Below are 13,184 nucleotides of genomic sequence, written 5' to 3'. Positions count from 1 at the left end.
GTCAAAATTATGCAAAAAAGGTAGTCCTAGGACTACCTTTTTCAATATATTTTTCAACGCATAATTGGTGCGGTTTAATAAATAAACGGACATTTGGGCTTCCACCTTCGACGGAAGCCCATGCTTTTCATCTTAGTAGATGAAAAGCATCTCACGATACTTCGGCAGAGGCCACATTTCGTCGGGGACGACCTTTTCAAGACCGTCGACGACCTTGCGCAAAGCGGCCATCGCATCGAGAATGCCTTCGTGCAAGCCATTCAGGCTTTCTTCCATCGTAGCGATGGCGGCACTCAGGTTCTTGACGCCTTCACCCAGAGACTTCACGTAGGCATCGACGCCGGGGAAGCCCTGGTTCAGAGCCATTTCGTTGGTCTTCAGTGCGCTGGAGTAAGCTTCGACAACCTTCGGCAAGATGATGTTTTTGGCCATGTCGCGGCAGACTTCGCCTTCGATGTGGATTCTCTTGTGGAAATCTTCGACGTTGATTTCGTAGCGGGATTCCATTTCGCGGCGATTCATGACGCCATACTTTTCGAACAACTGAATATTTTCTTCCTTGGTGAGGGCCTTGAGGGCTTCCACGGAGGTACGAATATTCGGGAGACCACGGCGTTCGGCTTCGGCAACCCATTCATCGGTGTAGCCGTTACCATTAAAGATGACGCGCTTGTGTTCCTTCACGATCTTCTGCAAAATCTTTTGCAGGCCCGTGTGGAAGTTCTTCTCGTCGAGTTTTTCGAGCTGTTCGGCAATCATGTCGAATGCTTCGGCGACAATGGTGTTCAGCACCACGTTCGGTTCGGAGCAGCTCTGGCTGGAACCCGGAGCGCGGAATTCGAACTTGTTGCCGGTGAAGGCGAACGGAGAAGTTCTGTTGCGGTCGGTGGCGTCGCGCGGCAAAGCCGGGAGCATGTCGGCGCCGATGCGGAGTGCACCAGCTTGCTTACTGGACTTCGGTACGCCCTGTTCGATCTGTTCGATGACGTCCATGAGCTGGTCGCCGAGGAACATGGAAACGATTGCCGGAGGAGCTTCGTTTGCACCGAGGCGATGGTCGTTGCCGGCGCCAGCAGTCGTCATGCGGAGCAAGTCAGCATGGGTGTCGACAGCGTAAATGATGGCGCAGAGCGTGGTGAGGAACACGGCGTTCTGGTGCGGGTCCTTACCCGGATTGAGGAGGTTGCCCTTACCATAAGACACAGACCAGTTGTTGTGCTTACCGGAACCGTTCACGCCAGCGAAAGGCTTTTCGTGGAGCAAGCAGACGAGGCCATTCTTGTCGGCCACATTGCGGAGCACTTCCATGATTTGCATGTTGTGGTCGCAAGCGAGGTTCACTTCTTCGAACATCGGGGCCAGTTCGAACTGAGCAGGCGCCACTTCGTTGTGGCGGGTCTTCGCCGGAATGCCGAGCTTCCAAAGTTCGATTTCCACTTCGTTCATGAAGTTCAGAATGCGAGCCGGAATACTACCGAAGTAGTGGTCATCCATCTGTTGGTGCTTTGCCGGAGCGGCACCGAACAGAGTGCGGCCAGCTTGGTACAGGTCCGGGCGTTGCAGGTAAAAGCGCTTGTCGATCAAGAAGTATTCCTGTTCGGCACCGAGCGTGACCGTCGTCTTCTTGGGGCCCGCCTTGAAGCAGGTCATGAGGCGGCGGGTAGATTTAGAAAGAGCTTGCAAACTGCGCAGGAGCGGAGTCTTCTTGTCAAGCGCTTCACCGGTGTAGCTGCAGAATGCAGTCGGGATGCAGAGCGTAGCCCCGTTGCCGTGGCGTTTGAGGAATGCTGGGCTGGTCGGATCCCAGGCGGTATAGCCGCGGGCTTCGAACGTGGAACGGAGGCCGCCGCTCGGGAAAGACGATGCGTCCGGTTCGCCGACAATCAGGTTCTTGCCGCTAAAGGCCATGATGGCGCGGCAACCGTCGGGTTCAAGGAAGGAGTCATGCTTTTCGGCAGTGGAACCGGTGAGCGGCTGGAACCAGTGCGTAAAGTGCGTGGCACCGCGGTCCATGGCCCACTTCTTCATGGCGTGGGCCACATCGCCTGCGATACTCGGATCGAGGGCGGCACCTTCGTTAATGGTTGCAATCAGCTTTTCGCAGACATCCTTGGGCAAGTATTCGCGCATGGCGTCGATGTTGAACACGTCTTCGCCATAGAAATCCACATTCACCGGACCGGCCGGCTTGACGGGCGCGGTAGGGGCCTTCGCGATTTCGTTGATGGTCTTTTTGCGGTAGCTTACGCTCATTTTGAACCTCTTCTAATGTGTCTTTCCTAGATCCTTCGACTCCACTTCGTTGCGCTCAGGATGACACAGGAAAGACATTTTTCAATTTATGGAAGGAAATTAGGAATAAAAATGGGGGTTGGCACCCGAAATTTATGGGTTTTGAAACAAAATGTTTTACAATATTGTAAAATTAGTGTATATTATTACAAAAATGTAAAGCATTATGACCGAATCCGAAGAAATAGAACGGCTGAAAGCCGAAATCAAGGCTCTCCGCGACATCATCGACGAAAAGCCCGGCAAAATGGTCGGCAACAGCGGCGAAATGCGCGAGGTCTACAAGCAAATTAAAAAGTGCGCCAAGAACGACGCACAGGTGCTTATCTACGGCAACGACGGCACGGGCAAGGAACTCACGGCCCACACCATCGCAGAACTTTCTGCCCGCAAAGAAAGCCCGTTCGTCGTAATGGGTTGCACAAACTTAAGTGAAGGATTCGGAAACCCGGCAAACACTTTTGAAAGCGAACTTTTTGGCTACGAGCGCGGCGCATTCATCGGCGCAAACAGCCGCCACCTGGGCAAGGCCGAAATCGCAAACGGCGGCACGCTATTCCTGGACGACGTCTCGGCACTGAGCCCCAAGAACCAGGAAATTCTGCTGCGGTTCATGCAAGACCAGAGCTTTTACCGCCAAGGGGGCAACATCCACCTGCATAGCGACGTGCGCCTGATTGCAGCCTCTAGCCGCGACCTCGAAAGCCTGATGCAGCAAAAACTTTTTCGCGAAGACTTGTTCTACCGCCTGAACATCGTGCAGATTTCGCTGCCCGACTTGGCGCAGCGCAAGAGCGACATTCTACTTCTGGCAGAGCATTTTATTTCGCAAGTGAACCTCAAGTACGGCACGCACGTGGTGCGACTCTCGACGCCCGCAATCGACATGCTCATGAGTTACCATTGGCCAGGCAACGTGCAGGAACTCGAGAACTGCATCGAGCGCGCAGCCCTCGCCACGAGCGACGACTGCATCCATTCGCACAACTTGCCGCCCACCTTGCAGACCGATGAATCGGCCCGCAAGCCCATGCTTCCGAATAAAATCGCACCGCTTTCGACGCTCATGGACACCTACGAAAAAGAAATCCTGAGCGAGGCCTTAAAAAGAAACGGCGGCAACATGTCTGCTGCCGCACGCGATTTAAGTATTTCGCCGAGAGTCATGCACTACAAGGTGCACCGGCTGAACATCAACATTTCGGAGTAACGCACTCCTACAGATCCTTCGACTTCGCCCTTACGGGCTACACTCAGGATGACAAGCTACTTAACGTTCACCTGGACGGCGTCCTTGTTTACACGCACGGTGTAACTGCCCGACTTGGGCACTTCTACACGCTGCGAGCCGTTCGACACCACACCACGCTTTACAACGCGGCCATCCATGTCGAACACGGCGTAACGGGCTCCCATCTGTGCCTCTTCAATGCTGAAGGCTCGAGAATCAAGCACCACATTGAAGCGGACAGAGACTCGCTTAAAGATCGCCACATACACGCCATCCACAAGTTTCCAGCCGTTGAACGTATACTTCACGCCATTCTTGGCGAAGTCCTTCGGCAAAATGCTACGTAGGGCGCGTTCGATTGTCGTGTCGGCACGATCCGTGTAAATAACCACGATTTCGCCCTTCTCGCCATTGGCATTGACTTCCTTTTCACCATAGGTGTCGTAACGAAGCGTCTTTATGAAGTACGGATACAGGCTCTTGTTGCCAAAATCACCTTCGCGCATGGCCTTCACATGGTTGCCGCGGCCCTTGGTCTTTGTATACCAGCCCTTGAACACCCAAGTCGTATCAGACGTCATGACCGCATCCGGGAGCTTCGCGACCTTGCCGTAAACGTAGCCTTCGAATTCTTCAGTAAGCTCTGCGCCTTCGGGCAAGTGGAAATTGATCTTGAAGACCAATTCGTCCTTCGAGAAGATCGGAACATAGTTGCCCGTCTTCGAATCCTGTTTCCAGCCAACGAGCGAGTACGAAGTATCCTTAGGCGTCACCTTGATAGGCGGCAAATGATTCGTAAGGGCGTTACCAATCTTATTGTTAATCTGGGCATTTGTATCCTTCGGGCGAATCATCACATGAATGGTATCGGTCGGAGAATCACCGTATTGCGCGGCAATTTCAACCACAATCAATTCACCCTTGAATTCAGGTTCATACTCTCCGGTAGAATCATCCTTCACCCAAACGAGCACATAGTTCGAATCACCATCGCTCGGCTTGGTCGGCAAATCGAGACCTCTATCATTGAACGTGCTGTCGATTCTCTGTACAATTTCATTGTACGTATCCGTTACGTGAATCACGACATCGATCGTTTCTTTAGGATTCTTCTGGTAAACCACCTGAATCGTGTCGAGCTTGACCGTAGCGTCAAATACCGGTTCATACATGCCCGAGCCCAAGTTCTTTGCCCAGCCGGCAAAGGCATAGGTAGAGTCGTCATCAGCAGCCTTCGTCGGCAGCGGAATCGGCGGCACATGATTTTCGAGGGCATCGTTAATCTTCGCATTCACTTCGGAATCGGAATCCTTTTCGCCGACAACCACGTGGATCGTGTCGCCGGCATCGTTGTACTTGACCGCGATTTCAGGCGGAAGAATAACCAAGCGACCATCCGTTACATCAAAAGTAACGTCGAAGTTCGCATTTTTGTTCGTGAAGTTCTTAACTTCGAGCCCCATCGGGTAATTGCCGCTTCGTGTCTTACGAACGACAGAATCTCCGCTGAACTCGATATCGCTTACAGAATAAAGGCTATTGTCCATCTTCAAGCTGTAACCCGAAATCACCTGTTCCCAACCATTGTAGGCATAGGTATTGGTGTTACCCTTGATTGTCACATTCACAGGAGACTTGGTCACCTGAAGCTTACCGATTACCGGCGCGTCAACGATATAGTTTGCAGCCGTATCCGTATTCGCCTTAAGGACATAGGTAAAGGCATTCTCGCTGCTACCAGCATTCGTCTGCGTGCCGGTTACCGTAAAGATAAAGCCTTCGTCGGGAGCAAAGCCGTCGCCACCAACATTGATTGTGTCATTTGTCAGCGGAGTGCCATCATACACCTTGGTCGCAGAGGCAGACGTCAACGTCACATGGCGTTTTTCAATCGTCAACTTACCCAGAACAACAGTCACATCGTAGTTCGGGTTAGGCGTATAGCTCACCGCAATGGAGTCCACATTTTCGCCAGCATTCTTGACCGACGGATTCAAGCGGTAATACCTGAGTTCGCCCAAATCGCCTTCGGCTCCATCAGCCAAGCCCGACACAGTACCAATCAAAGCAGGATCCGCATCGCCGTAGAGCTTAACGGCATCTTTCATCCGAATCTCGACTTGAGCCTTTGTCACCGTGAGGGCTCCGAGGTCTTCGACAATCTGATAGTTCTTGGGATTTACAGAACCCCAAGTAATCTTATATTCATTTGTAGAAGAGCCGACCATTTTCTGGCTACCCGTCACCTCAATTGTGGGTTTTTCTCCATTCTTAAGTCCAGTAACGATTGGAACATCCTTGACAAGAGGCTTTCCGTCGTAAGACTTCGTGCCAGATTCAGTCTTAATGTTGAGTACCGCTTTCTTCACCGTCAAGAACGCATCGTACGTATTGACTACATATTTAGAAGTCACATCCGTAGAACCGTTCATCACCTTGAAAGACTTCACCCGGGCAATTACGGATCCCACATCCTTAATCGAACCGGACAGTTCAACAACCGGCTCATCACCCGGCTCAAACGCACCATTCGTCTCGTAAGTCGTTGTCAAAGGAGTTCCATCATATTCCTTGGATTTACTCTTCACTTCGACAGTAACAATAATCTTATCGGTAATTACCAGCTTCGCCGTTTTTTCTTGAGTCTTATTGTAATTCGGGTTGGTAGCAATCACTTTAACTGTATGTTCTCCAACTCCCGACGCCACAAGAGAGCTCAAGTCATCCGTCCATTCTCCGGCACCATCCAGCTGGTACTTGAATGTCGTTCCCGGGACATCGCTATAGGCACCACGCGTCATGGAATGCGGATTGCCATCATCCGTCACGTGTTCATCGGCGAAAACAACATCGAAGTCGCCATCGCTCTTCTTAACAACAAATTTCTTGGTCGGCGGAGCAATACTGCCTATGGTATAGTTATCTGTCACGTCGTTGCCGTCGGCATCCAAAATTTTCACCTTAGCAGGATCCGTCATAACCGGGTCATAGCCATCTTCACGCCATTCGAGAGCATCTACAGTGTAGCCCACATTGTGCGAATGGCCCGCGATCAAGCCACTTGTCTTGGAGCTGCCCTTAACATGGATAGAGTCTCCCGTATACGTTTCCGGCGGGATATTATCCGTGGTAAAGTTAACCAGCTTCGGATTCACACTGACAGATCCGCTTTCTTTGAACACGACATTGAACGCACTGGTTACAGTATCGCCCGTCGTCGTATTTACGATGATAAAGCCAACAATCTTTGCATCAATCGGTCCATCCTTCACATTCTTGATAGAATCCGTAATTGCATAGCCCTTGTATCCGCCCGGAACGCCCGTTATAGAGACCTTGGCACCGCAGTTCTTTCCATTGTAATCACAGGATTGTCCTACGACCGTCACCGTCACCGGTTTCACCAGCCACTTGGCATAAAGAGTCTTGTGACCATACGGAGTCTTGGCCTGGAATTTCTTAATTACTGAACCGCTAAAGTCTTCGGTTTCATACCAGCCCTTAAACTCATAACCCAATCTTGTCGGATTCTTCAAGTCAATCCCCGTCGAATCATCCAAGGTGTAGGTCGCCGGATTTTCGGCATCATTTACGCCACCGTTCAACACGTACGTAATTGTATAAGCAACCTTTTTCCAATGCGGGAACAATTGCACGGCCTTGTTGTCCGTATAAAGACCATTCAGTTCATACACCTTGTCACCGTTATCAACTGTAGACCAGCCGTCCTGTTCGTAACCGGGACGTTGATACACGGCCCCCAACAAGTTTATCGCTTCGCCATATTTCTTTACCACGGGAGGAACGTTGTTCACGCCTTCTTCACCGGCTTGATAATTGATGACGAATTCCTTGATTTTCCAGTAAGCATAAAGCGTTATATCGCCGTAAGAACCCTTCGTGACCTGATTAGCAGGATTCGTAAAGGCGCCGTCATAGAACCAACCCTTGAATTCGAGAGTGTCATTGTTGATGGTCGGCGCAGCAAAAGTGAATTCCTTTTCAACCGTATAAGTAGTCGGGTTAGCGACATTATTCAATCCGCCATTCAAATTGTAAGTAATGTCGTAAACCATGGGCGTCCACTTGGCATACAACGTGATTGTCGTATCTACCAACGTCTGGAAATTATACTTGTTCTTGCAAGACGGTTCCTTATACCAGCCTTCAAAAACATATCCGATGGCGGTAGGTTCATCAGGAGCCGTCGTGTGTTCGCCTTCGGCAACAAGTTTGTCGGCAGGCGCAGTTCCGTGACCTTGCACGTCGAAAATCACCTTGTATTGCGGAGCATCTCTCCATCGAGCATAGAACGTAATATCCTTCGTCGCCACGCCTAGGGTATCAATAACCTGACCCATCTTGGCAAGCGACCAGCCGGCAAAATAATACTTGGCATCACCGACCATATAAACAGACGGGAGTGCTCCTTCTGCAAAACCATCCGTCGTAATGGCCTTATTTTCTACCGCCATCTTCGTTAATGTCGCAGAGCTGTCGCCCGTATTGAGATCAAAGGTAATCTTGTAAAGATTCAGATTTTTCCATACGGCATACACTTTTTTTACGCCATAGACAATTCCCAAATCTCCAAATGCCGTAGCCGTCGGATCCAAAGACCAGCCCACAAAAGCCTTGGTGCTGTCGTAAGTCGGAGTCGAGATTTCATCGGCCGTCAACGGGGTATTGAACTTCAGTTCCTTAGTCGTCTTTGCGCCAGGAGCGAACGAGCCACCGTTTGCATCGAAAGTAATCAAGAACACCGTTTCCGCATTCAAGTCGCCTTCTCTTTTAGAAACACCGGTAATGGCGATATTTTCTTGATTCGTCCAAAGGCCCGTAGAATCGGAGCAAGTCTTTGTCGATTCATTCCATGTATGTTTATTCAGCAAGCACGCATTTTCTTCTGTATTGACATCAGAAAATCCCTTGGGGTCGCCAATTACATTCACATATACATCGAGGGAACCAACCCAATTATCGTTGTCTAGGGCATCTTCATCGTAATAGCAATGCGACAGAGTAATATCGATCGTTTGGGCTTTTGAAGTGTCTCTGTTATTTACGACTCGGCCAGCTATAGCCCCCTGCGCTCCGATTTCATCCGGATGAGCCTCCAGAGCATCGCCATCATAGACGCTACTTGAAATAGTCACGCCACCACGGATAACACCCGAAATACCACCGACATAGACATCTCGTCCGGACGCTTCAATCGAAACCGTACTCAAGGCATTGCTTATTTTTTTGCCGTTGGTCATTGCACCCAAAATACCGCCAGCACCAACATCTCGCCCATTCGTGACGATTTTTCCCGAAGTATAGCAGGTATCAATGGTTCCGCCGGTCATCCAACCGACAATGGGACCCACACTCACCTGGTGCGGGTTTGCCCAGTAATCATTTTTACCGGTCGCATAAATAGTCACCCCATCAAGAATCAGATTCCTTACTGTACCGCTACCGATCACGCCGAACAAGCCCACATTCTGACAATAGGAGGGGTAGCCATGCACCACGTCAAAGACCTGTAACGGGAATTCCTTACTATCGACCTTTAAGTTCTTGATGGTAATACCGTTTCCCAAGAACGTTCCTGTATATTTCGCAGTACCATTACCGGCTGCAATCGGAGTAAACGGAATATTGTTCATATCCAGGTATTCCGCCGTTATCGTGGCATTCATTTCTACATCGGTCGTAAAGTCCCACGCCGATCTCAAATACCCTGTATATGGGCCCTTATTCCAGAGAGCTTTTTTGGCGGGATCCTGATAGTAGGATTCCGGATCCTGCCGGATTGCCGTCATCAAGGCAATAGCAGAATCCTTGAACGCACGAGTCCTATATTCGGGTTTAGAGGTGTCGGCCTCAATGAGACTTATCATCCTCTGCCATTTCGCATTAAGCACATACTTGTTGACAGAATCGGAAAACCACGCCAAGTGCGCAGCCTTTTCAATCACGTAATATTCCTTGCCCCCGATAGTCTGCTTTTGGGGAGCCTCGATATTACCTTTCCAAACATCAGCCCATACAGATTGAAAACCCACCACAAAAACAAGCAGGGAGAGTAACTTTCCGAGAGAAATCTTACCTGTATTCATAAACATTCCTCTAATGCTAGCGTTTTGCCCTTCAACAAAAACAAGGAAAACCACTAGGAATCCTTCTTGAGACAAAACTAATTATTTTTTTTTACAAATTCCATTTTTTTTAATATTTTTTTGCACAATGGCTATTTTTTTCTTATTTTTTGTAATTGGAACCCTTTTATGGGAGCAAACGCACGATTATGACCATAATTCGCAAAGTTTTAACGATATGCAGCCTATCCATGGCATTCGGTTTTGCCCAGGAATACGTCATCGTGACCGATTCCGCAGCCGCAGCCCAAGCCAAACAAGATAGCATCGCAACAGTAGCCGCTAACGACTCTACCGCCGTTTCTACGGATTCTACCGCCACAACGGCTACCACAGCCGCAACGGCCGAAGCAGACAGTGCAAAGCCGGCAGAAACTGTAAAGCCTGCCAACACCGCCAAAGTCGCCGCTCCGACCAAGGCCAAGGCAGATACCGCTGCCGCCGACACTGCCGCACCAAAGAAAATGCGCAACAAGATCACTTACGCCGACTACCAGGATAAGGTCCAGCGTTCTGCCAAGAAGCGCTCCAAGACAATGCACCACGGTTTGAGCCTTATGAGCGCCACATACAACGACAAGAACTACTGGCACATGGACCACGACGCCAATTGGGGCATGGGCATGGGCATGTATTACTTCTACAGACACTACTTTGGCAACTATTTTGGAGTCCAAGGTCGACTGGGTGCACTGTACCGCTATTCCCGCTGGACCTTTGATGTAGACGAACAAGAAGGCAAGCTTTCTACAGGCGAAAAGTACACGCTCAGGCACGAACTTGACCGCAAGTACTACAATTTCTCGGCCGACATGCCGCTGACCGGCAAGTTCGGTTACCACATCAAAGGAACGACCACCTTCTTGTACACGAGCTTGACGTTTGGACTGACCAAGCCCATTTACGAATTGACCGACACCGAGAACAGACTCTACATGAGCACAAGCAACAAGAGCCTCAAGGAAGATCTCGCCTTGTTCGAAAGCGCAGGCGTAACACCGTTCCCGGCATACGAAAGCCATCAGACAAACAAGTTCTTCTACATGGACGACTGGGAAACGAACAGCTGGATCGGTCTCGGTATCGAAAGCCGACTCGTATCCTTCGAAGTCCAGATGTTTGCCTTTGGCGGCGCCACCCAGAACGCGAACCACCGATTCTACAACATCGGACAGGGAACCCCGACCTGGCGCATGTTCTTGGACTTTAGCATAAGGTAATGGTATTATTATGAATCAGAAAAGCTTTATGTTGAAACTCGTCTCGATTCCGCTGCTTGCCCTGGCAACGCTTCCGCTTGTTGCATGCGGAGACAACCCCATTGAAGTCGAAGACAAGAAACAAGTCGAATTCTCGATTGAAGTCGGAGCCCAGGACGCCCTGGAGTCCCTTGAAGCCTTGCGCGAAAATATCGACAACTACAATTGCTACGACCAGACCAAGCGCTTTACCGACAATTACAAGAAGCGCTGCGACCTCTTTATCGACAAGTTCAGGGGCAACAGCGCCGACACCGTGCTGAGCCTTGCCACAATCATCAAGATGGTCAAGAACGAAGACGAATACAACGACAAGGGCAACTACACCGGATCAGACGATGGCCCGATGGTCAACTACCTGCGCTACAACAAGATGCTGAGCATTACGCTTATCAACTACAAGCAGACCGTTGAATCCATTAGCAAGAACGAAAAGCTGGGCGATCCCGAAATCAGGTTCCTGGTCAAGTCTTACATTGACTCCGATCCTTCGGAATACGACCCGTTTTCTGCAACGATTCTGGATACTGTCGACGTCGACAGATGGGCTGGCGAAAAGAAGATTGCTATCCAGCTGCCCCGCGGTATCGACGCAATCGAGATTTGCCCGGTTCTCAGGGACAAGAACGAACATGACGACTACTACGATGACGAGGACTTGCTGAAGGATTCCGACTGCGTTCCGGTCAAGAACCTGGGATGGGTCGCAGAAAACAATCCGAAGCTGCACACGACTACGGGCGAAAAGGCAAGAATCATTTGGGAATGGTTCTTGTACTCGATCGAATAGCTTAATTGCCTTGAGCGCGGCGAGCGGCCTCGGCAGCCTCGCGCATGCGCTTGCGGGCATGCGAGCCGGGACGGTTTTTCCCGATGGTGCGGCGCCCCAACTGATCCTGCGGATTCGCTTGTTGAACGCCTTCGCTCTTTGGAGCGGGGCGTTTTTCATTTTGCGGTTTATTCTGCGGACGGTTTTGCTGCGGACGCTCCTTTTTGTTACCGGGCTTAGCCTGATTCTGTTTGCCGCGGCTGTTGTCACGACGCGGGAACCCGCGGCCACGGGCATTGCGCATTTCGCTTTCGGGAGTTTCTTTTTGCTGGGGCGGGAGCTTTTCGTAAATCGCCTTGTCGCCTTCGGGAATGCTGATTCGGGTCAGCTTTTCGATGGCGCGTAAATCTTGCTCTTCGTCAGGAGCGCAGAACGAAATCGCGATGCCATCTTTACCCGCGCGGGCGGTACGGCCGATACGGTGCACGAATGTTTCGGGAACGTCGGGCAAGTCGTAATTGAAAACGTGCGACACGTCATCCACGTCGATTCCGCGGGCGGCAATGTCGGTGGCCACCAACACACGAATCTGTTCGCACTTGAAGTTGCCTAAAGCCTGTTGCCTGCGGTTCTGGCTCTTGTTGCCGTGAATGGCGGCACACTTGATGCCCGCCTTTTCGAGCACGCGCGTAATCTTGTCGGCGCCGTGCTTGGTGCGGCTAAAGACCAGCACCTTTTTCATTTCGGGGTGAGCAAGCAGCAGTTCCTTGAGGAGAGCGCCTTTGCGGCGTTTGTCGATGCGGTAGAGTTCTTGATGAATGCGTTCAATCGGAGTGCTCTGCGGCGCCACCTCCACCCTCACTGGGTTCGGGCGCAGGATTGTCGCGGCAAGCTTCGTAATATCGTCGGGCATGGTCGCGCTGAAGAACAGATTCTGGCGGTTCTGCGGCAACAGCGCCACCACCTTGCGGATATCGTGGATGAACCCCATGTCAAGCATGCGGTCCGCTTCGTCGAGCACAAAGAACTCAAGCGCCTTCAGGGACACCGCTTTCTGGTTGATCAAATCGAGCAGACGCCCCGGGGTCGCGACCAGAACATCTACGCCACGAATCAGGTTGCGCTTTTGGCTCACGTCGCTCACACCGCCGAAAATGCAAGCCGTCGAAATCGCCGTGAACTGGGCGTACTGCTTAAAGCATTCTTCCACCTGAATGGCAAGCTCGCGCGTAGGCAAAAGAATCAGCGCGCGACAAGTCTTGGGCGCACGAAATTTCCCCGAATCGAGCAACAGCTGCAAAATCGGGAGAGCAAAGGCGGCCGTCTTCCCCGTGCCCGTCTGGGCGATTCCCAGCAGGTCCTTGCCTTCGAGAAGGCTCGGAATGGAGCGTTCCTGAATCGGAGTGGGCTGTTCATAACCGACAGCGCGAATCGCGCGCTGCAAAGGGTTTGCCAAGGGAAGTTCAGAAAAAAGCATATTAGTGCCA

The 13,184-nt window shown here is 51.1% G+C and carries 6 protein-coding genes; 3 read left to right on the top strand and 3 right to left on the bottom strand.

Features of this window, described 5'->3' with window-relative positions; translation table 11 throughout:
* Positions 1–132: 132 nt before the first annotated feature.
* A complete protein-coding gene (locus B7988_RS12395) occupies positions 133–2,253 on the bottom strand; it encodes a glutamine synthetase III (protein WP_088658165.1) in 2,121 nt (706 codons plus the stop codon).
* Positions 2,254–2,458: 205 nt separating this feature from the next.
* Between B7988_RS12395 and B7988_RS12390 the strand changes: the two genes are divergently transcribed.
* Positions 2,459–3,502: a sigma-54 dependent transcriptional regulator gene (locus B7988_RS12390; RefSeq protein WP_088658164.1), complete on the top strand. Its 1,044-nt coding sequence runs from the start codon at positions 2,459–2,461 to the stop codon at positions 3,500–3,502.
* A gap of 56 nt (positions 3,503–3,558) precedes the next feature.
* On the opposite strand, the gene B7988_RS12385 is transcribed toward B7988_RS12390, so the two are convergent.
* Positions 3,559–9,630 (bottom strand): InlB B-repeat-containing protein, encoded by a 6,072-nt coding sequence (locus B7988_RS12385; RefSeq protein ID WP_170930654.1) that lies wholly within the window; start codon positions 9,628–9,630, stop codon positions 3,559–3,561.
* A 230-nt stretch (positions 9,631–9,860) separates the two neighbouring features.
* Here B7988_RS12385 and B7988_RS12380 point away from each other — a divergent pair, with 230 nt between their 5' ends.
* Positions 9,861–10,889, top strand: a complete 1,029-nt coding sequence (locus tag B7988_RS12380; RefSeq protein WP_088658162.1) for a hypothetical protein — start codon at positions 9,861–9,863, stop codon at positions 10,887–10,889.
* 10 nt (positions 10,890–10,899) lie between these two features.
* Entirely contained in the window at positions 10,900–11,718 is an 819-nt protein-coding gene (locus B7988_RS12375; protein WP_141225669.1) for a hypothetical protein, read from the top strand.
* A gap of 1 nt (position 11,719) precedes the next feature.
* Here B7988_RS12375 and B7988_RS12370 read toward each other — a convergent pair whose 3' ends face one another.
* Positions 11,720–13,174, bottom strand: a complete 1,455-nt coding sequence (locus tag B7988_RS12370; protein ID WP_088658160.1) for a DEAD/DEAH box helicase — start codon at positions 13,172–13,174, stop codon at positions 11,720–11,722.
* Positions 13,175–13,184 lie beyond the last annotated feature (10 nt).

The organism is Fibrobacter sp. UWB1 (assembly GCF_002210325.1).
Lineage (GTDB): Bacteria > Fibrobacterota > Fibrobacteria > Fibrobacterales > Fibrobacteraceae > Fibrobacter.
Note: the sequence above shows the minus strand (reverse complement) of the source record. Positions and strands in the feature narration are given on the sequence as shown.